The organism is Flavobacterium sp. (genome assembly GCF_031423415.1).
Lineage (GTDB): Bacteria > Bacteroidota > Bacteroidia > Flavobacteriales > Flavobacteriaceae > Flavobacterium.
The window spans coordinates 1-20056 of the sequence record NZ_JANPFL010000064.1 but is presented as its reverse complement, the minus strand read 5'-3'; the positions used below and the strand labels follow the sequence as shown (position 1 = coordinate 20056).

21 protein-coding genes are annotated in these 20056 nt (G+C 34.2%); 15 read left to right on the top strand and 6 right to left on the bottom strand.

Features of this window, described 5'->3' with window-relative positions; translation table 11 throughout:
* Window positions 1-28: 28 nt before the first annotated feature.
* The 5 genes from RMO83_RS06815 to RMO83_RS06795 all read right to left on the bottom strand — a co-directional run bounded on the left by RMO83_RS06815 (window position 29) and on the right by RMO83_RS06795 (window position 3072).
* Window positions 29-1051: a cytochrome c peroxidase gene (locus tag RMO83_RS06815; protein WP_310558926.1), complete on the bottom strand. Its 1023-nt coding sequence runs from the start codon at window positions 1049-1051 to the stop codon at window positions 29-31.
* Window positions 1048-1746 (bottom strand): MbnP family protein, encoded by a 699-nt coding sequence (locus tag RMO83_RS06810; RefSeq protein ID WP_310558925.1) that lies wholly within the window; start codon window positions 1744-1746, stop codon window positions 1048-1050. The genes RMO83_RS06815 and RMO83_RS06810 overlap by 4 nt, the downstream gene beginning before the upstream one ends.
* Window positions 1739-2191: a hypothetical protein gene (locus RMO83_RS06805; protein WP_310558924.1), complete on the bottom strand. Its 453-nt coding sequence runs from the start codon at window positions 2189-2191 to the stop codon at window positions 1739-1741. The genes RMO83_RS06810 and RMO83_RS06805 overlap by 8 nt, the downstream gene beginning before the upstream one ends.
* 7 nt (window positions 2192-2198) lie before the next feature.
* Window positions 2199-2462, bottom strand: coding sequence for a hypothetical protein (locus RMO83_RS06800; RefSeq protein WP_310558923.1), 264 nt, complete (start codon window positions 2460-2462; stop codon window positions 2199-2201).
* 64 nt (window positions 2463-2526) lie between these two features.
* Window positions 2527-3072 carry an RNA polymerase sigma factor gene (locus RMO83_RS06795; protein ID WP_310558922.1) on the bottom strand — a complete coding sequence of 182 codons (546 nt, stop codon included), beginning with the start codon at window positions 3070-3072 and terminating at the stop codon, window positions 2527-2529.
* A gap of 217 nt (window positions 3073-3289) precedes the next feature.
* Here RMO83_RS06795 and RMO83_RS06790 point away from each other — a divergent pair, with 217 nt between their 5' ends.
* From RMO83_RS06790 to RMO83_RS06780, 3 genes are all read left to right on the top strand, one after another.
* Window positions 3290-5224, top strand: coding sequence for an alpha-L-fucosidase (locus tag RMO83_RS06790; protein WP_310558921.1), 1935 nt, complete (start codon window positions 3290-3292; stop codon window positions 5222-5224).
* 266 nt (window positions 5225-5490) lie between these two features.
* Window positions 5491-6168, top strand: a complete 678-nt coding sequence (locus tag RMO83_RS06785; protein ID WP_310558920.1) for a hypothetical protein — start codon at window positions 5491-5493, stop codon at window positions 6166-6168.
* Between the two features lie 175 nt (window positions 6169-6343).
* A complete protein-coding gene (locus RMO83_RS06780) occupies window positions 6344-7006 on the top strand; it encodes a hypothetical protein (protein WP_310558919.1) in 663 nt (220 codons plus the stop codon).
* Between the two features lie 128 nt (window positions 7007-7134).
* Here the strand turns inward: RMO83_RS06780 and RMO83_RS06775 are convergent, their stop codons facing one another.
* Window positions 7135-7833: a hypothetical protein gene (locus tag RMO83_RS06775; protein ID WP_310558918.1), complete on the bottom strand. Its 699-nt coding sequence runs from the start codon at window positions 7831-7833 to the stop codon at window positions 7135-7137.
* 523 nt (window positions 7834-8356) lie between these two features.
* On the opposite strand from RMO83_RS06775, the gene RMO83_RS06770 reads away from it, so the two are divergent.
* The 12 genes from RMO83_RS06770 (at window position 8357) to RMO83_RS06715 (ending at window position 19946) form a co-directional block, all read left to right on the top strand.
* Entirely contained in the window at window positions 8357-8941 is a 585-nt protein-coding gene (locus RMO83_RS06770) for an HNH endonuclease signature motif containing protein (protein ID WP_310558917.1), read from the top strand.
* Between the two features lie 188 nt (window positions 8942-9129).
* Complete coding sequence (locus RMO83_RS06765; RefSeq protein ID WP_310558916.1) at window positions 9130-9969, top strand: hypothetical protein; 840 nt, start codon at window positions 9130-9132, stop codon at window positions 9967-9969.
* Window positions 9970-10113: 144 nt separating this feature from the next.
* The gene (locus RMO83_RS06760; RefSeq protein ID WP_310558915.1) at window positions 10114-10932 is read left to right on the top strand and encodes a hypothetical protein; all 819 of its coding nucleotides are present in this window, start codon (window positions 10114-10116) and stop codon (window positions 10930-10932) included.
* 144 nt (window positions 10933-11076) lie between these two features.
* On the top strand, window positions 11077-13818 hold the full coding sequence (locus tag RMO83_RS06755) for a DNA methyltransferase (protein WP_310558914.1): 2742 nt from the start codon (window positions 11077-11079) through the stop codon (window positions 13816-13818).
* Window positions 13818-14072, top strand: a complete 255-nt coding sequence (locus tag RMO83_RS06750) for a hypothetical protein (protein WP_310558913.1) — start codon at window positions 13818-13820, stop codon at window positions 14070-14072. The genes RMO83_RS06755 and RMO83_RS06750 overlap by 1 nt, the downstream gene beginning before the upstream one ends.
* Before the next feature lie 330 nt (window positions 14073-14402).
* Window positions 14403-14882 (top strand): hypothetical protein, encoded by a 480-nt coding sequence (locus RMO83_RS06745; protein ID WP_310558912.1) that lies wholly within the window; start codon window positions 14403-14405, stop codon window positions 14880-14882.
* Between the two features lie 308 nt (window positions 14883-15190).
* A complete protein-coding gene (locus tag RMO83_RS06740) occupies window positions 15191-17185 on the top strand; it encodes a S9 family peptidase (protein ID WP_310558911.1) in 1995 nt (664 codons plus the stop codon).
* A gap of 226 nt (window positions 17186-17411) precedes the next feature.
* Window positions 17412-17996 (top strand): zeta toxin family protein, encoded by a 585-nt coding sequence (locus RMO83_RS06735; protein WP_310558910.1) that lies wholly within the window; start codon window positions 17412-17414, stop codon window positions 17994-17996.
* Complete coding sequence (locus RMO83_RS06730) at window positions 17983-18129, top strand: hypothetical protein (protein ID WP_310558909.1); 147 nt, start codon at window positions 17983-17985, stop codon at window positions 18127-18129. Before RMO83_RS06735 ends, RMO83_RS06730 begins: the two co-directional genes overlap by 14 nt.
* 297 nt (window positions 18130-18426) lie before the next feature.
* Window positions 18427-18909, top strand: a complete 483-nt coding sequence (locus RMO83_RS06725; RefSeq protein ID WP_310558908.1) for a hypothetical protein — start codon at window positions 18427-18429, stop codon at window positions 18907-18909.
* A gap of 84 nt (window positions 18910-18993) precedes the next feature.
* Window positions 18994-19479 carry a hypothetical protein gene (locus tag RMO83_RS06720; protein WP_310558907.1) on the top strand — a complete coding sequence of 162 codons (486 nt, stop codon included), beginning with the start codon at window positions 18994-18996 and terminating at the stop codon, window positions 19477-19479.
* 212 nt (window positions 19480-19691) lie between these two features.
* Window positions 19692-19946 (top strand): type II toxin-antitoxin system RelE/ParE family toxin, encoded by a 255-nt coding sequence (locus RMO83_RS06715; RefSeq protein WP_310558906.1) that lies wholly within the window; start codon window positions 19692-19694, stop codon window positions 19944-19946.
* Window positions 19947-20056: the final 110 nt, after the last annotated feature.

Sequence of the window (20056 nt, the reverse complement as noted above, 5' to 3'; positions counted from 1 at the left end):
TTTAAAAAAAATATTCTTGCACTCATTGTTAATTATTTTCTCTGGGATAGGAAAAACGTGGGTTAAAAAGGAATTCTTGATCTGTTAAGGTCTTCAAAAAAGCGACCAAATCAACGCGATCGTGCTCGGATAAATGCATTGGTTTTGATAACTCTTTGGGCAAAATAGTATTTTCACTGATTGAATTATAATGTTTAACCACATCGGTTAATGTTTTAAATCTTCCGTCGTGCATATACGGAAAAGTAAATTGAACATTTCGCAATGTTGGCACTTTGAATCGCAAATAATCTTCTTTTTGATGTGTCATTTTTATTCTTCCCAAGTCATTTAAGGTGGTGTCAATTTCCAAACCATTATTTTCGAATTTTCCATTAGTAAATAGAGGCTCAGTATGGCAAGAAGCGCAGTTGGTTTTAAACATTTGATACCCATTTTGCTCTTGTTCCGTAAATTCAGTTTCTTTACGCATCACTTTATCGTATTTCGAATTAGATGAAACCAGTTGCAATTCAAATTGCGAAATGGCCTTTAAAAGTTTTTGTCCCGTAATTTTCGTACTACCAAATGCTTTTTCAAACAATACTGGATAATTTTCTGTTCTTTGAAGTTTGCGTACTACATTTTCTAAAGTTTCATCCATTTCTACTGGACTTGTAATCGGATTTAGGGGTTGAACGTCTAAATGATTGACGCCACCGTCCCACATAAAACTATTACTCCAAGCTAAATTCATTAACGTCATCGAATTTCGATTGCCAACTTTGCCATCAATTCCGTGACTTAAACTGTGGTCAACGTGAGTAAAACCAGTAGCTTGCAAATGACAACTGGCACAAGATATGGTGCTATCTCTAGATAAAATGGGATCATAAAATAATTTTCGTCCCAACTGAAATCCTTCTTCGGTTAACGGGTTTTTTGAAAAATCGTAATGCGGTTTTGGCCACCCTTTTGGAACCTTAAAATAGAGTGGCGTGGTTTTATTTACAGTAAAAGCTACTGTGATTAAAATCCCTACTGATACCATATGTTTCAATTGAATTTTCATTCTACGGTAAACATTTTAACACTAAAATCGGCTATTTCCATAGCTTGTTTACAAGGAATCATAATACTATTCGTCTTGGAAAGTGCTATTTTCGAAAAAATAGCCGCTAAATCAACAGTAACATCTATAGTTGATTTTGGATTATTGGGTTCCAAAACAATTTGTCTCATCGCATAATGTGGTTTTAAATACCCGCCAATATGAAATTGAAATTCCTTTTTTCTAGTGGTACAACTGGAACTTTTACCTTCTATTTTCAAGTTGATGTAGCCGCTTTGCCAAGCCCAATACATTCCTTTTGTAGGATCTAAATCACCACCTAAAGCTCCAGAAGTACTCGCTAAACTATCGATACCAAGATTAAAAATTACTTTTTTAATGCTACTCTTTTTGTTTAGGCAGAGCGGAATCCTTAGCGACTTTGGGCTTTCACTATCTATTAAATGATAACTATTTTGTTGAGTGAAAATGGAACTATCTGAAAATTGAACTGAAATGGAAGAAATATAAAATTTAAACAAATCGATTTGCAAGCTGTCATTTTTGGCCGAGATATATTTTTTGTTCCATTCAAAGTCTTGCTTGTCAAATTTTAAATGAAGATGCATCACCAATGAATCCTTTGCATTTTGAGCAAAAGTCAGTTGGACAAAGAGACTAGTAATACTTAAAAAAAGACCAATTTTTTTAATCACGTTTTGGTGGTTTTGGTGAAAATAGTCTTGAAAGTTCTGCTGTTAAATCAATATAATTTTGCAATTGATCTTTTCGACATAATTTTTTAATGTCTTGAAAATGTTTAAAATGAGTGGCTTCTATTTGCTTTTGGTACACTGCAATAGTAGTGATTAAACTATCTTTTGTCTTCTTTTCAATCTGATTTTTTAGCAGTTGAGCATACAATTCCTTTTTGGTTTCCCGAATTTTTTCATCTAGTTCATTAATTTGGCCACGATGCCAATCAATTAATTGTTCATATTCTTTTTGTTGGTTTTCATCCAAATGTAATTTTTCGATGATTATTTCCCGAGGTTCCGCTCGGTTTCCAGCTCCAGGTTTAGAAACCACAAATCCAATGGTTGCCAGATTAAGCACTAAAAGTGCGATCACTGCATAGGTTAATATTTTAATTTTATCCATAATCGATTTAATAAAGTTGATTCGATTTTGTAATTGTTGCCGCGAGAACTTCGGTTTGGCTTTCCTTGCTATTGGCTTTGCCAAACACAAACTTCAGATTTAACGATACTAAAATAACGAAGGAAGCTGCGGCAAGCCAAATCCAGCGACTGGAAAGTTTATTATCGTTAATCCTGTTTTGAATTTTAAAAAACAGCGCATCATCGGGACTGATTTTTATCATTCCGTCGGTGCTCTTTAAAACTTCATTGATCCATTCTTCTTTTTGCATTTATTCTGAATTTAGTTCAGAATCTTTCAATTCTGTTCTTATTTACATTAGACGATATTAAGTACTATTTCTTGCGATAGACTTCAAAATTTTTTGATAATTTTTCTTTAAGGCTGGCTTTTGCTCTGAAAATCAAGGACTCCACGGATGAAATACTAACTTTTAAAATGGCTGAAATTTCAGGATTCGATAAACCATCCATTTTAGAAAGGATGAAGGCTGCTTTTTGGTTTTCGGATAATTCATTGATGATTCCGTACAGCATCTCCGCTTTTTCTTTGTTTTCCAACAAGATTCCGGGATGTTCAAAGTTGGAAATATTGTGCAGTTCAAATTCGTTATCCGTTTTCTTTCCAAAAATAAAAAGACGCTTTTTGCTGCTTTTACGTTTAATGAAATCCAAGCATTTGTTGATGGTTATGCGATAAATCCAAGTTTTTAGTTCTGAATTTTTTTTAAATTGGGCTAAAGAATGATGCACTTGTACAAACACATCCTGCGTGATTTCCTCGGCATCTTCTCTGTTTTGCAAATAATTGAGCGCAACATTATAAACCAACACTTTGTTTTGGTCATAAATTGTTCTGAACTCATTTTGAATAGTACTCAATTTGCAAAATTATTTTTTTAAGACTAATAACTTTTTGTAAGGTTTAATTCAAGGACCATAGTATTGCATTCCTAATTCTCAAAAGTAGTTAAAATCACTTATTTATTTTGATTAGTATATTTTGTTGTAAAAAGAAGTATTATATCTTTAAATTTACAATGTTATACTATAGAATAACATTTTGCTATAAGTAAAAAGTAATACTAAAAATTTAAAGATGAATTCTAAAAAAGTGAAAAGAATAGTGCGGTCGTGTTTGCCTCTCATGGTGATGCTGGGAATAGCATCAACGATGTTTTCGCAATCCGCAGTTCGGGATGATTTTCCTACTGGCGATTTAAGGGGCGTTCGTTTCGAACATTTCACCAAAGCCGATTGGGACAGTTCTAATTACGCCTCAGCGGAAGCGATGAAGGAATGGCAAGACCGCCGCTACGGCATGTTCATAACGTTTGGTATTACCGCTAAATCCAATAAAGATTTGTCTTGGGTAAGCATTCCCAATCGGTATGCACCGGATGCACCCAGCATCATGGCCAACGGACAGCAACGAACCGAAGAATGGACGACTTGGGGCAACGATATGAAACTCGAAAAATATGATGCTAAAGAATGGGTTGCTATTGCGAAGCGTGCCGGGTTTAAGTATATAGTCGTTATCACAAAACATCACGAAGGATTTCACATGTGGGATACGGCGTTTTCCGATTTTAAAATTACGAACACGCCTTTTGGTCGCGATTATCTCAAAGAATTAGTAGATGCTTGTCACGATGCCAACATGCCCATCGGGTTCTATTTTGCACAACGCGAATGGTACCATCCCGATTATCAACCATTAGATCTAAACAAGGCCAAAATGAATGGTGTGCATTGGACATTAAATCCCGGAGAAACCAGTACGCTGGGACCGCGCCATCCGCAGTATTTAGCCTACATGAAAAATGCCATTCGGGAGCTATGCACCAAATATGGCAAAATTGATATGTGGTGGTGGGATGCTGTTTCTTGGGAAGGTATGTTTACAAAAGAAATGTGGGATGCCGAAAATGCAACCCGAATGATTCGTGAACTCCAACCGGGAATCGTAATCAACAATCGTGCTTCGTTGCCAGGCGATTATGATACGCCCGAAGGACATTTGGGTGCTTTTCAGGATTGGCGTCCGTGGGAGTCGTGCATTCCTATTGCGGATGCATGGAGTTACACTGGTAAACCTGCGCATTCCTTTGAACATTTATTGCATTTACTTGCCGGTGCGGCTTGCGGCAATGGCAATCTATTGTCGTCTTGGGGTCCGCATTGGGATGGTGCTTTTGATGAAGGTCAGAAACAAAGTTTGTTTGAAATAGGGGATTGGCTCAGCTTAAATGGCGAATCTATTTATGGTACTCGTGGTGGTCCTTGGAAACCAGTTTCGTGGGGCGGTTCAACGCATAAAGGAAATAAAGCCTACATTCATTTGTTCAATCGACCAACGGGACCGCTAGTTCTTCCTGCTATTCCAAATCGCAAAGTTAGGGCTGCAAAACTATTGGTTAGCGGAGAGGCAGTTGTATTTAAAGAAAAGGCAAACTTGCTTTCCTTGACGATTCCCGGCGACCAAACCATAAAAGGAGATTTGGTCGTGGAGCTAACAATGAACGAATCATTGGACGGCTTGCCCTCTCTTTCGGTAGAAGACCTTGGAAGTACTTTTGCCATTGATACCGCTACTTACGGCGCTATTATTTCCCGAAATGCAACAGTACAATTAAGTTCTACTTCCCCGGAAATGCCTGCGGACGGCGGTAACAGTCTTCTTGCCGCCAACCAAACCAAACCTTTCGCCATAAAAACCAATAGGGAAGCGGCTCCTTTTGTGGTTATTGACCTCGGAAAATCGAAGAAAGTAACGGGGGTGTTTGTAAAAAATGCGGATGCTTCGGGAAATAAAATGGCGACCTTAACGATCAGCGTCTCGGTAAACGGTAACGATTGGACAGAAATCATAAAATCTACCAAAGCCGAAAAAACTTGGGAAGTAAAAATCACCAATTTCGTTTCGGGTGCGCTAATTCCGGGTCGCCAACTGCGTTATGTCCGACTGCAAACACATCCTGAAAAACCAGAGGCTTTGCTCTTAAAACAAGTGGAGATTTGGGGTAAGTGATACTATTAACGAGGAAGGCGGTCCTCGCACTCAATGACATTAAGTTAAGAGATTTTGTCGATGATTTTGTCATTCTGACGAAGGAAGAATCTCAACAAACGAGAGCAACTAATACTAGATTGCTTCGCCTGTTCGAGCAAGCTATCGGGTCTGCCTTCGTCAGAATGACAAATAAAGCTTAACTTAATGACATTGTCCACGCGCTAGCGGGGGAGACAAACAAAAAGGTAATTTTATACGTTTATTAAGTAGTTATATGAAATTTTATGAGAAAACTGATTCTAATTATCGTTTTACTTTCAGCTAATACATTATTAGCTCAAAAGAAATTTAAACTTGACCCAAGTAGTTTTATAATAGGATTATTTAACGACTATAATGGTCGACAAGTTCCATTAGATAATCCAAAAGAAGCAACTTACCTTACCTATTTTTATTGCTCCCAAAAACAAGTAAGATCGGTTTTTTTAGATTCAATTAATAAATATTTCAATGATGATGATTTTGTATTTGAGCAAAGAACAATTTATTCAAAGTCTTTATCAAAACATTTTAATAGTTACTATAAAATTAACAAGGATGAAGATTATGGGACAACAATAGATGAAGTTGATTATTTCTATTATTCTATGAAACTTAAAACAAAATCATTTCAAACAAATGATAAAAAAGTTTCATTTATTTTAGGCAGTTTTATCCTTAGTGGAGCAAAAGAAAATGGAGAATTTCAAATTAGAATGGCTAATTCAGCTTCTCATTATGATGCGCTTTTAGCATTCTTTAAATTTTTGAAATTTCAATATAAGGCGAATGAGTTGTGTGATACTTGTATGCCAACTGTACAAAGTGTAAGTTTCGTTCCTACATCAGAGTATTTATCTATTTTTATAAATGCTAAAATTCCAGAAACAAATTATTCTGATTGTGATAAAAACGGCTTATAACAGCTGTCAAACGCAATCGCTGATTTTCGGTGATTTGTGATTTTTTTTCCTATTTTCGTTTTTTCTATAATAGAAAAAACGCGTTAGCCAAGCCGCGACTATGTCTGGCAGCCGAACAGTGGCAGATATTTTGCCGAAAAAACGAAAAATAGAGACAACCTATAATAATTAAATAATGAGAAAACTAATTTGCCTTTTAATTTTAATTCCATTTGTTTCTTCTGCAAAGTTTCATTCTGGTACTATGACTTTTACTGATAATTCGACAAAAAAAGGATTTATAGAGATACCTGACGATTCCGAAAATAATAAAATTAAATTTAGATTAGAAGAAAAAGGAAGTACCGAAAAGTATCCTTTAGAGCAAATTAAGTCTTTTATTGTTTATAATGAAAAAGGACAAGAAGTAAAATTTGCTATTACTCATTTGGCTTATTTTAATATTTTTAGTAAGGATAATTCTTTTAGAGCCCACAAAAAATGGGCTTGTGTTAAAGTAGTAAAAGAAGGCAAGATAAATTTGTATTCAGCGTGGTTTATGACAACTGGCGCTGGTGGTGGCGCAATAGGTGGAGCCACAATTACTGGCAGTTTTACCTCTTCGGGAAATTTATATTTAAACCGAGAAGGACAAGATTATTCGTTAGAATTTTACGAAGCAGATGCAAGTGGTTTTTCAATTACAGTTAACTCTTGGAAATATTTTATGACAATTGTTGAAAAACATTTTGGAAAAGAATGTCCAACTTTAGTCAAACTAATTAACAAAGATGATTTTAAGAAGAATGGTTACGGTAGAATTGTGGAACTATACGAACAAAATTGCGTAACAAAATAAAACCTGCCTATAACAGCTAAACTTCGTTGCGGCTACAAGCCGCACAACACCCGCTCCTTTAACTCCACAAAAAAGCCCTGTTTTTTAAAAAAAAAACAGGGCTTTTTCAATGCTACAACTTCGATACTTTATGGCGTTACGGGTGGAACGACTGATTCGTCTGTACCGCTTGGGGTGTTGTAAATAACATAGTCGTTGTATTTTGCTTCGCTTTTGGTGACCCAAATATCTTTGCCGGTATCGTCATAGCGAACCACTAAATCATACAATTCATTAGCCAAAATAATTCGCGCTTCGGTAGCGTTGTCGCGGTCTTTTATCGCGTTCTTTTGCTTGTCGATAGCCTTATCCAGTTCGCTTCGGGTGGTGGTCATTAGGGCAATCTTTGCTGCAGTAATGCCTTCGCCACCAAGGTCAGTGACATATTTTGTGGCAGTAGCAATCATTGCTTTTGCGCTTCGCACCAAGTCTGAATCGGTTTGCTTGGTCAGGTTGACATCGCCAAATTCTCTAAACTTTCCTGTTTTTTCGCCAGAGGTGTTTTTTGCCGCCAAAAACACGGTACGCATCTGTGTTTCTAGATTGGCTCTTGCGGCATCTTTGGTTTGAGTGGTGCTGATTTTTATACCCTGCAACTGTTCATCGGTCGGAAAATTTTCAACAGCATCAATCGCGGCTTGCAATGCTGTTTTTTTCGTTGCAGTAAAACCCCGATCGGTAAATTCTGCAAGGTCTCGTTCAATTAATCCTACCAATTCATCTGCCAATTGCTTTAGAAAACTAAAAGCGAAATTAAATTTTGCTACAATCATTTCTTTTTTTGCCATAATAATAAAGTTTTATAGTTAGTACTGAGTGCTTGATCAAAAGTAGATATAAAATTTTTAAACTGTAAACTTTTTTTTACTTTTTTACAACTATTTTATTGACTACCAGCAATACATTGATAGTGATACATGGAATTTTATTTCGGATGATGCGCTTTTTGACTGTTACAACAATTTTTTTGATTTAAGTGTAAAAATTTACGAAAGATATTCACACGGACTGAAAAGATATTCACACGGACTAAAAATTTACTAGTACGGAGTGAAAATTTACTAGTACGGACTGAAAATTTGCTATTGCGGAGTGAAAATGTAGTAGTCCTAACTAGAAAGTTTTTATATCTGAGAGAAAACTGGCTACTACATAGTGAAAAGGTGGGCGTAAATAGTTGAAATACGGCTATTCCTTAAAAAAAATGCTGGTGTTTTGGATAAATTATCACAAAAGGATGTAATAATAATTTTGTAGGAATATTATTTTTAAGTTTTTTTTATATATTTGGGAACTATAACAAAGCAAAATATGGCATCAAAATACTTAAAATCGTTATCAAAAGAAGACTACGACCAATTGACAGAAAAGTTATGGAACATTCAAAACTGCAAATGCTTCATTTGTAATGAGCTTATAGACCTAAAACTTCATACGACAAATATCGACCATATTACACCTTTGGCTAACAAAGGTAAAGACAGCGAAGAGAATTTTGCAGTAACTCACGAAAGTTGTAATAAATCAAAGCAGGACGCAGATTTGAAAATTGCAAGGACTCTTTACAAACTCAAAAAGATACAAGAGGACACTCAGCAAGCAGAAAATAAATCTGCATCATTAAAACAACTTTTAGTGGCTTATAGTGGCTCAAAGTATGACTTCAAGTATACAATCAAAGGAGATAAACTTTCATACAGTTTTTCTGAATTAGGCGACAACAAAATATATGAAACAGATGTCCACACAGACTTTTTATCAAATGAAAAAACTTGCTTCATTTCATTTCCACTTGAATACATTTATCACGATGAATTAATAAACCCAAGAGGAATAAACAACAGCATTAGCAAACTGGTAAAGGAATTCGATAAGAAAAATCCCAATTACATTTAAGCTTAGGACGTGTTGAAAATAATAAAATTAAAATATTTGATGGACAGCATAAAGCTGTAGCCCAAATTTTATTAGGCAACAAACGAATTTTAATTAGAGTATTTATTGAGCCTGACATCGACAGGCTGACAGAAACAAACACAAATGCAGGAAGCGTTTTAAGCCAAATAGCTTTTGACAAATCGGTAATGCGACAATTAAACAATACACTTTACTACGAACGAATAAAAAAATATCAAGAAGACCACAGTTTTAAAGAAGACGATTTTACGTTTTCTGAACAAAAATTGGTGGATTATTTCAAAGGTGACAACGCTAATATTAAAAAATATATCATCGACAGCATCAAGCATTCAATAACAGAAGCTAATGAAAATAAATTGAAAGACTACATTGACCGAGATGGTAAAGCAAAAGAATTGCCAATTTCTTATAGTGCTTTTGATAAGTCCTTTTTGACAATTTTCATTGACAGTAAACAACTGCTTGCAACACCAATAAATTTTAAATCTGACGAAGGACTTAATCCAAGAGAATTAGAAATTTCGCAAGCAATTAAATTATTAAACATTCTTGCAGACGAAATTTATGTGTCTTATTTTCAACCAGAAATAGGTGTTGCAAGAATTGAAAGCAAAATAGTTGATGGAAAAGATATTGACATTTCGGACAATCATCTTATTGCTTATCGTATGAGCAAAGAAGAAATTTTGATAAGTTGGTTAAGTTACATAAGTGATGTTATAAATAATTATTTTAGCAACACAGGAAAAAAATTCAACAAGAGTTCAGTATTCCAGCAAAAGTTTGACGACCAACTTTGGACTAACATTACCAACTTCGTAAAAAACCTAAAATCATTACCACTTTGGAAAGACCGCGGTATGGCTGGGACAATTTTTGCAGGTAAAAAGAACTACGACTATTGGCGACAAATTTTTGAACACGGAAAAACATTAGACAATGTTCCAGTTTTAGCAAAACCAATAAACTATGTTGAAATGATAAAACCCTTGACCGATGACTAAAAACCGAACTTCTGCTCGAGCACGCATCAGGTTTCTAAAAACGCTAGTGAATGCATCATGATTGTACGTAAATCCAGTCCAAGAAGATAATAATTTAGCGCGTATACGAGCGAAAATCCAGTACTAACGGGGTAAATCAACGATATGTTTAGTAAGAACTTTACAACTTTATTGAATGAAGCTCAATTCACTTCTGAGATTTTAGCTTCTGGCGTGACGCAAATTGGTAAAGTAAATTACGCAAAAAAAGGAATTTACTTCTCTTCATTTACATCACTTGCTACAGGCATAGAACGAATTGGAAAGTTATCTTTAATTGTTGATTATTATCTAACTCATGATGGTACTTTTCCAGATGAAAATACTTTAAAAAATGATTTTGGTCATGATTTAGAAAAGTTATATCATAAGTCCAAAGAAATAATTGCGCGCCATAATTTAGACTTTAATTTTCTTGAAAATTTAGATTCTCAAATACATCAAGATATACTATCAATATTGTCGCGGTTTGCAAAAGGAGATAGATATTCTAATATTAATTTTATTGTGCAAAGCAAATCTCAAAGTGATCCGGTTTCAGAATGGTATACAAAAGTTGAAAACGAAATATACAACTCAAGAGTTACAGATTACACAAAAAATAAAATTTTAGAAAATGCTAAATTTGTTAATGAATTTCTAGGCGGAAATAGTATGGTATTGTTCTCAAGTGAAACAGGTGGTGCTATAACAACAATTGAAGAATCCAGTATAAGAACTGGAATGGCAAATGCTAATAGAAAATATCGACAATTGTATGTTGCCCAAATCATCAGATATTGGGTTGAAATTTTAAGAGGGCTTAATTATATTACAATAAAATCTGGAAGTGAAGACATTCCTTATTTTACAGAAATGTTTCCTCTATTTCTAAATAATGACACATATTTGTTAACGAGAAAAGATTTTGAAAAATTACGATAACAAGCCCGATCTCTAGGATATATAAAATAGTTCTTGTGTGGACAGCGCGGACTTCTAACCCTCAAGCAACACGAAACACATAAAGAAAACACCAAAAAATAATCTAAAAAAATCATTACTTTAGCGTTTTGAAAAAGTAAAATTATGGCATTAAGTTGGAACGAAATCAAAGAACGAGCTGTAAAGTTTTCTAAAGAATGGGCAGAATATTCTAACGAAGAAGCAGATGCCAAACCATTTTTAGTAGAATTCTTTAACATCTTTGGAATTTACAGCAAGAAAGTGGCAACTTTTGAGCATCGAGTAAAAAAACTGGATGAACGTGATGGTTATATAGACTTACTTTGGAAAGGAACAATTTTAATAGAAATGAAAAGTCGAGGAAAAAATCTTGACAAAGCATTTCAGCAAGCCAAAGAGTATCTACACGGTTTAAAACAACACGAATTACCGAAATACATTTTAGTTTCCGATTTTGAAATCTTCAAACTTTACGATTTAGAAGAAGAAAAAGTTGTTGAATTCAAAATTTCAGAATTAGTAAACAACGTTAATAGTTTTGGATTTTTACTGGGCTATCAAAAAAAAGTGTACAAAGAACAAGATCCAGCCAACATAAAAGCGGCTGAATTAATGGGAAAATTGCACGACCGATTAAAAGAAATTGGTTACGATGGTCATCCATTAGAAGTGTATTTGGTTCGCTTACTATTTTGTCTTTTTGCCGAAGACACTACCATTTTCAATAAAGAACAATTTCAAGATTACATTACGCATCGTACGAACGAAGACGGAAGTGATTTAGCCCCAAAATTGCAAGAACTTTTTCAAGTTCTCGACACGCCAAATGGAAAACGTTTCAAAAACCTTGACGAGCAATTAGCCGAATTTCCGTATGTAAACGGAAAACTATTTCAAGAAATCTTGCCAATGGCAAGTTTTGATACCAAAATGCGCAGCGCATTATTAGATTGTTGTTACATCGATTGGAGCAAAATTTCTCCTGCCATTTTTGGTTCAATGTTTCAAAGCGTAATGAATCCGAAAGAACGCAGAAATTTGGGTGCACATTACACCAGCGAAACCAATATTTTAAAACTCATAAAACCTTTATTTCTTGACGAACTTTGGGCGGAATTCGAAAGCATAAAAAACAACAAAAACAAACTTCCAGAGTTTCACAAAAAAATTAGTTTACTAAAGTTTCTTGACCCAGCCTGTGGTTGCGGCAACTTTTTAGTAATTACGTACAGAGAATTACGTTTGTTAGAAATTGCAGTTCTACGTGCATTAAACAAATCCGGACAAGGATTTTTGGATGTTTCCGAAATTATTTGGCTCGATGTCGATATGATGTGCGGCATTGAATATGAAGAATTTCCAGCACGAATTGCCGAAGTGGCAATGTGGTTAATCGACCACCAAATGAATATGTTAATTAGTAACGAATTCGGTCAATATTTTGCACGTTTGCCATTAAAAAAATCTGCAAATATTGTTCACGGAAATGCTTTACAAGTTGATTGGGAAACTGTAATATCAAAAGAACAACTTTCATATATTATTGGTAATCCTCCATTCTATGGTTCAAGAAATCAATCAAAAGAACAAAAAGAAGATACGATTGCTGTGTTTCGAGACAAAATAAATAGTGGTGTTTTAGATTACGTAGCTTGTTGGTATTACAAGGCATCTAGATTTATAGACAATACTAATATTAAAGTTGCTTTTGTGTCAACAAATTCAGTATGCCAGGGAATTCAAGTTCCAACACTGTGGCAATTGCTAATAAATACAGAAAAAATATACATTCATTTTGCACATCAAACTTTTGGTTGGAGCAATGAAGCAAAAGGAAATGCAGCTGTATACTGTGTAATCATAGGCTTTGCAAAATTTGATATTTCAAAAAAACTTTTATTTGAGTATGAGAATATTAAAAGTAATCCAACTGAAAGAATTGTATCACATATAAATCCATATCTATTAGAAGCAAAGGACATTTTTATTCTGCCACGAACAAAACCATTAAACAATCGTTCATCAATGATGAAAGGTAATGCGGCTATTGACGATGGTAATTTTATTTTTAATTCAGATACAGAAGTTGAGGAATTTAAAACTAGTTTTCCTGAACAGTCTTATTTAGTTAGAAAATTTATCGGTTCAGATGAACTCATCAATAATTATCATAGATATTGTTTATGGTTAAAGGATGCAAAACCAACTGATATAAAAAATAATCCTGATATAAAATCACGTGTTGAAAGAATTAGAACTTTTAGAGAAAGTAGTCCAAAAACTGCAACAAGAAAATGGGCTGAAACACCTACTTTATTTATGGAAGACAGACAGCCAAAAAGTGATTATTTAATGATTCCTGTAGTATCTTCTGAGTTAAGAAAATATATTCCTATTGGTTTTTTAACGCAAGAAATAATTGCAAATTATTCATCTTTTATTTTACCAAACGCAACTATTTTTGAATTCGGCATAATTTCATCTTTAATGCACAATATCTGGATTCAGAACATCTGTGGTAAGCTGGAAGGAAGAATAAGATATTCTAATACTTTAGGATATAATAATTTTCCATTTCCAGAAAATCTTACCGAAAAACAAATCAAAGCTATAGAAGAAAAAGCTCAAAATATTATAAATATTAGAAACGAGTTTAATTCAAATTCACTTGCTGAATTATATGATCAATCGTCAATGCCGCCATATCTAAAAAAAGCTCATAACGATTTAGACAAAGCTGTAGATTTGGCTTATAGAAGTGTTGCTTTTACCACAGAAGCTAACAGAATGGCGTATTTATTTGACTTATATGAAAAATATACTGCTGATTTATTTACCGCAGATAAACCTAAAAAAAAGAAATAATGGGAATACATATTAGTAAATGCCAGATAAAACCGGAAACATTAGCATATTGGAGGAATCCAACCAAAGAAGAAATAAAATTTGGTTATGGTGCAATACATTATCGCGATTTTGATTTTGAAAGTTGTTTCAACGATAATGGTTTTCAAAAAGTAAAAGTAAGAGCAAGTGATGATGGTTTGATTTATTATTCTTGTAACGATGAATATTTTACAACTTCAACAGCTAAATTGGAAAAAATAGAAGTGAACTAAATAATGTAAATAGTTTACCTGTTTGAGTTATACGAGAAATATACAGCAGATTTATTTACAAAAGAAAAGCCAAAGAAGAAAAAATTATAAACCGTAAAAAAGGAATGTTTGCATCTGCTCGTGAGGATTTATAAAATAGTTCTTGTGTGGAAAGCTGATGCTAGTACTACATTTGAAAAGAGTAAGAAATGAGTAGGAATTACAAAAGTGTTACAGCCTAACAAATTAATTTAAAAAAAACCACACGAAGGGATTCGTGGGGTAGCAGGGATTTTACTTGCCACGACAATAACATCGACAAAACGGAATAATAATAATAATAATAACAATATGAGGACATTACTTTCAATTTTACTATTAACATTATCGGTGACAAATTTACTTGGACAAAGTAGTTCGCCGACAATTAAACCAACCTCCAAATCTTTCCCGACAAATATTCAAGAAGGAAACGAAAATGAACTTAGTAAATTTGACGGCAAGGTAGTAGCGTTTAATGGGACAATTGAAAAAATTGAAAACACTAGAAACAACACACCTTTTTATAGACTTAAAATTACAGACGATAATTATTTGTGGACAGCTTTAATGTTTAAGAATGAAGCAAATAAGATCGGAGACAAAGTCAGGGTTGTTGGGTATTTACGACCTAACGATCCAAATGAAGCCGCGAAAAAATATTTAGACGGAAAATATATGGTAATCGCATTTGGACTTATTGACTTTAATAATTCAAACTTTTTATTTTTAGGTGGTGCAGGACAACAACAACAAGAATGGATAGATGGAAAAATACCAAGTGCGAATTAAAAACAGCCCAAGCTCCCGCGCGAAATGAAATTCGATGAAGTCAATCCCTTCGCGTGGCTAGCTGATGCTAGTACTACATTTGAAAAGTGTAAGAAATGAGTAGGAATTTCAAAAGTGTTAAAGCCTAACAAATTAATTAAAAAAACACACACGAAGGGATTTGTGGGTAGTAGGGGGAAATATAACAAACCAAAACATGTGCATAACGTACCAATTTGGAACAAAAAGCGGTTGTTTTATCCGTATATATGCGAGTTATGAGAAATGCCAAAAGACCACGGATAATTCAAAACTTAACAATTAACAATATGAGAATAGTATTTACTTTTTTAACAACATTAGTATTTGCATTTGGACAAAGCAATGTTTACGCCCAAAAGAAATTTGAATTAGCAGACTACGCCAAGTTTGTAGGTATAGCTGACCCCCAAATTTCGCCTGATGGCAAAAGTATTATTATTGTGGTTTCAAGACCAGATTATGTAAATAACCGATCTAATGCAGAATTGGTTTTAGTAGATGTAGCTTCTAAAAAGAGAACTGTTCTCACACAAGAAAGGTTTTCAGTTTCAAGTCCGCGCTGGTCTCCCAATGGAGAAAAATTGGCTTTTATATCCAAAGCCAGTTCAGCTAAAGATGCACAAAACCAAATTTTCATTCTATCTATGAAAGGTGGCGAAGCAAAGCAAATTACGAAAGCACCAAAAGGAGTTCAACATTTTTCTTGGAGTCCAAATTCATTAGACATAGCTTATGCTTCAGCAAATGAACCTAAAAACAAAGCCGAAATTGAAAAAGGTTTTACCGCTTTTGAAATCGCCAATAACGATATGTTTGTAGGCAGTCAACCGCAACCTGCCCACATTTGGTTGGTTAACACAACAACTGCGGAAGATAAAAGATTGACCGATGGCGATTGGAGTTTGCCACAAGTAATACAACCAAGTCCACCACCAGCCCCATTTTCGTGGTCAGCAGACGGGAAAACCATTTTATTTTTAAAAGTAGTTTCAGCCTATTCTGGTGATGGGAGATTTATAACTATTCAAGTTTTAAACCTTGCCGATGGAACCTTTGAACCATTAACAAAAAGATCAAAACTAGAAGGAGTTCCGGATTTTTCATCCGATGCTAGTAAAATATCGTATTGGTATAAAAAAGATGATAATAGTATAAATGTAAATCAATTATGGGTTACAGATACAAAAGGCGGCGAAGGCAAAGCGGTTGCAATGCAACTAGACATAGACTTTCGTTTTAAAGCTTGGATGCCCGATGGCAAAAACATTTTGGTTGGTGGCAACAACGATAATACAACTTCTATGTATAACATCAGTTTAGATGGAAAATCATCAAAGATTGATGTAGGAAATCTTTGTTCTAATTTAAACGCTAGCATTAGCAAAACCGGGGCAATTGCTTTTACTGGAACAGAGCCCAACAAACCGCTTGAATTATATTTTATGGCATCGACCACTTCAAAAACAGTACAATTAACAGATTATAATAGTGAAGTGAGCAAGTTGACTTATGGTAAAACCGAAACCCTGCGTTGGGAAAATGACGGCTTCAAGCATAACGGCATCGTAACTTATCCTATTAATTACGAAAAAGGCAAAAAATATCCATTGGTCTTAGTGATACACGGTGGACCAGCATCGGCTTCATTAGAGCAATTTGCAAGATTGCCACAAATTTTTGCAAATGAAGGCTACTTTGTTTTTGAACCCAATTATAGAGGAAGCGACAATTTAGGAAGTGAATATAAATTAGCGATTTTAGAAGGTGTGGGTGCTGGTGCAGGACGAGATGTGATGGCGGGATTAGAGAAACTCAAAGCTGCAGGAATGATTGATAACGATAAAATAGGCGTCAGCGGTTGGTCGTATGGCGGTTTTATGACCGTTTGGTTAGCTGGTCATTATGGCGGCTGGAAAGCGGCAATGGCAGGTGCAGCAGTTACAGATTGGCTCGATCAATACAATTTTAGCGATGCAAATGTTGCCTGGGCAGATGCGATGGGTGGTTCACCTTACATTGGCGATAATATGAAAAAATATATAGATCAATCTCCAATAACTGAAGCGAAAAACATAAAAGCACCAACACTTATTTTGGCAAATGTCGGTGACCCTAGAGTTCCCGTTACACAATCGTATAAATTATATCATTCATTAATAGATAACGGAACAGTTACAAAATTTATTGGTTGGCCAATACCTGCACACAATGCCTCCGACCCCGTAACCCAGATGGAACGAGATAGGCTTTGGTTGAATTGGATGAATACGTATTTGAAGTAATTGATTTGGACTGACAAAGGCACTGTGCATAACCGCCTTTTGGCAATGTGGCGGGTTTAGGTTTAATTTTAAGTTGGTTTTGTACTTGGAAAATTAGTCATTAACCGAAAGATAAGGCTTCTTTAATCCACCACATCGCCAAGCGGCCAAATGTTATGCGAAATGCTTTGAAAAATTCGTAACCAAGAAATAGCCGTTAAAAATTGAATTAATTACATTTGCAACTATGAAAAAGAATCTTTACATAATTGCAGGTTGTAACGGAGCTGGAAAGACGACTGCTTCTTTTACTATATTGCCTGAGATTTTAGATTGTAAAGAGTTTGTAAACGCAGATGAAATCGCTAAAGGTTTGTCGCCTTTTCAACCGGAAAAAGTTTCGTTCGAAGCTGGTAGAATAATGCTGAACAGAATAAACGAACTTTTAGAAACCAATGAAAACTTTGCTTTTGAAACTACATTAGCAACTAAAAGCTACAAATCAAAAATTGCAGCAGCGAAAAGCAAAAATTATAGTGTTACACTTTTATTCTTTTGGCTACAAAATGTAGAGTTAGCAATTGAAAGAGTTAAAACAAGAGTTTACGAAGGTGGACATAATATTGAAACTGAAGTTATAAAACGTAGATATCTAAATGGAATAAAAAATCTGTTTGAAATTTATCTCCCAATTGCTGACGAAGTTATGATATTTGATAACTCCGAAGGAAAACATGATTTAATTGCCAAAAAAACTTTGGAAACTGAAATCGATATTTTTAGCGAAACCAAATTCAATAAACTTAAAAACTATTATCATGGAAACACATAAAATGACTCCGAACCAAACTAAAATTTTGGAAGGAATGGATAAAGTTTATGACAAATTGATCGAGTTCAAAAAGAAAATGAACAGCGAACTTGTGATTCTAAAAGATAATAAAATCACTAGAGTAAAACCGTAGCACTTCTCATAACACTTGCTTAATCTCATGGCTAGTTTTCAGTAAATTGTTCGTTTACTTTTCATAGCTTCTCCGATCCCCGCTCCCGCTCGAAATGAAATTCAACGAAGTCAATCCCTTCGCGTGGAAAGCTGATGCTAGTAGTAAATTTGAAAAGTGTAAGAAATGAGTAGGAATTACAAAAGTGTTACAGCCTAACAAATTAATTCGAAAAACCACACGAAGAAATTCGAGCGGTAGCAGGGGGAGTCGCAGAAAATTGAAAGAAAAGTAAAAACATAAAAAGAATAGAAATCGATGGCAACAATGATTTACTTGCGAGAAGTAATTTTAATGAAAAAAGTATTAGCAATAGTTTTAATAATTGCAGGAATTGGAATATTTTTCACGGATAGTATGTTTGTAGGATTAATGGTTTTAGTAATTGGAATAAATTTAATTTCAACCGAAGGTTCTGAAATAAATTTAGAAAACAAAACGTATAGAACTGTAAAATCAATTTTCGGAATCAATTTTGGAAAATGGCAACCTTGTCCAAAATTTGAATATGTTTCAGTATTCAAAACGAAAGAAGCAACCGAAGTAAGTTCTTATGGAGCGACAATTGGAACATTTAAAAATGATATTATAATCTTAAACTTATTTTACAAAGGAAATAAACATATAACATTTTATAAAACTGACGATAAAATGGATGTGTTTAAAGTTGCAGAACATTTTAAATTAGCATTGGATATTGACATTTTAGATGCAACAGAAAGTGAAAGTAAATGGTTATGAAAAAAATATTGAAAACTTCAGCTGCGCGATAAACAAAAAAAATTAAACACAGTCACTCAATAACAATAATTGAACTCAAAAAAAATGGACGACAAAAGAATAATTAGAAGAATAAAAATAATTATTATAGTATTTATCGTCTTCTTAACATTAAGTGGAATTACTGCATTTCCAATTGAAACAGAACTTCAAATTTTGAACGAGAACGGCTCAATATTTCCGGATTTTATTGCAAAGTGGCTAGCTGATGTATATCTTGCTGTGAAAGATACCAATACTAAATTTCCATTTCTAAGTTATGGGACTGATTGGCTTGCTTTTGCTCATCTTGTTATTGCCGTTGCTTTTATCGGACCTTTAAAAAATCCAGTAAAAAATATTTGGGTAATTGAATTTGGAATTATTGCTTGTCTTATGGTTATTCCATTAGCATTAATTGCAGGTGTAATAAGAGGCATTCCATTTTATTGGAGACTTATCGATTGCTCATTTGGCATTTTGGGTCTTATTCCATTGATTTGGTGTTATAAGCTAATAAAGAAACTTGAAGTCAATTCTAAACCTAACTAACAGCATACGGTTTTTTAATGAAAATAATAGTTATTAATCCCTTTGCTAGCGCAAACAATAGGCTATAAAAATCCTGCTGTGCGATTCCGATACTTTTACGAACGTTTTCTTTTGATTGAACCCTTCTTGCAGCTGCAAACAGTTATGCCACATTACGTTGCCCAGAAAAAAATAATTACTTACCTTTGGCGTTAGTATTTAAAATTTGAGCTGTGATTAAAAGTTTTGGAGATAAAGAAACAGAAAAAATCTGGGACGGAATTCAATCGAGAAAATTACCGAGTGAAATTCAAAATGTTGCGAGACGAAAATTGAGAATGATTAATAACTCTCAAAATTTAGCGGACCTAAGAATTCCACCAGCGAACCATCTAGAAAAATTAAGTGGAAATTTATCGGGACTTTACAGCATCAGAATTAACAATCAGTGGAGAATTATATTTAGTCATTCCTTAAAAATGAATTAACAATTTGATTGTTAATAACTTGTGATTAAATTCAGTTGAAAACAGTACTTTTAAATCGCCAAAAAGTGTATATTTCGGTATAAAAAAGTGGCAATATGTTAGGCAAAATA

Coding starts and splice junctions, on each gene's coding strand:
- RMO83_RS06815 (WP_310558926.1), bottom strand. CDS start 1,051: ATGAAAATTCAATTGAAACATATGGTATCAGTAGGGATTTTAATCACA.
- RMO83_RS06805 (WP_310558924.1), bottom strand. CDS start 2,191: ATGGATAAAATTAAAATATTAACCTATGCAGTGATCGCACTTTTAGTG.
- RMO83_RS06800 (WP_310558923.1), bottom strand. CDS start 2,462: ATGCAAAAAGAAGAATGGATCAATGAAGTTTTAAAGAGCACCGACGGA.
- RMO83_RS06790 (WP_310558921.1), top strand. CDS start 3,290: ATGAATTCTAAAAAAGTGAAAAGAATAGTGCGGTCGTGTTTGCCTCTC.
- RMO83_RS06785 (WP_310558920.1), top strand. CDS start 5,491: ATGAGAAAACTGATTCTAATTATCGTTTTACTTTCAGCTAATACATTA.
- RMO83_RS06780 (WP_310558919.1), top strand. CDS start 6,344: ATGAGAAAACTAATTTGCCTTTTAATTTTAATTCCATTTGTTTCTTCT.
- RMO83_RS06775 (WP_310558918.1), bottom strand. CDS start 7,833: ATGGCAAAAAAAGAAATGATTGTAGCAAAATTTAATTTCGCTTTTAGT.
- RMO83_RS06770 (WP_310558917.1), top strand. CDS start 8,357: ATGGCATCAAAATACTTAAAATCGTTATCAAAAGAAGACTACGACCAA.
- RMO83_RS06765 (WP_310558916.1), top strand. CDS start 9,130: ATGCGACAATTAAACAATACACTTTACTACGAACGAATAAAAAAATAT.
- RMO83_RS06760 (WP_310558915.1), top strand. CDS start 10,114: ATGTTTAGTAAGAACTTTACAACTTTATTGAATGAAGCTCAATTCACT.
- RMO83_RS06755 (WP_310558914.1), top strand. CDS start 11,077: ATGGCATTAAGTTGGAACGAAATCAAAGAACGAGCTGTAAAGTTTTCT.
- RMO83_RS06750 (WP_310558913.1), top strand. CDS start 13,818: ATGGGAATACATATTAGTAAATGCCAGATAAAACCGGAAACATTAGCA.
- RMO83_RS06745 (WP_310558912.1), top strand. CDS start 14,403: ATGAGGACATTACTTTCAATTTTACTATTAACATTATCGGTGACAAAT.
- RMO83_RS06740 (WP_310558911.1), top strand. CDS start 15,191: ATGAGAATAGTATTTACTTTTTTAACAACATTAGTATTTGCATTTGGA.
- RMO83_RS06735 (WP_310558910.1), top strand. CDS start 17,412: ATGAAAAAGAATCTTTACATAATTGCAGGTTGTAACGGAGCTGGAAAG.
- RMO83_RS06730 (WP_310558909.1), top strand. CDS start 17,983: ATGGAAACACATAAAATGACTCCGAACCAAACTAAAATTTTGGAAGGA.
- RMO83_RS06725 (WP_310558908.1), top strand. CDS start 18,427: ATGGCAACAATGATTTACTTGCGAGAAGTAATTTTAATGAAAAAAGTA.
- RMO83_RS06720 (WP_310558907.1), top strand. CDS start 18,994: ATGGACGACAAAAGAATAATTAGAAGAATAAAAATAATTATTATAGTA.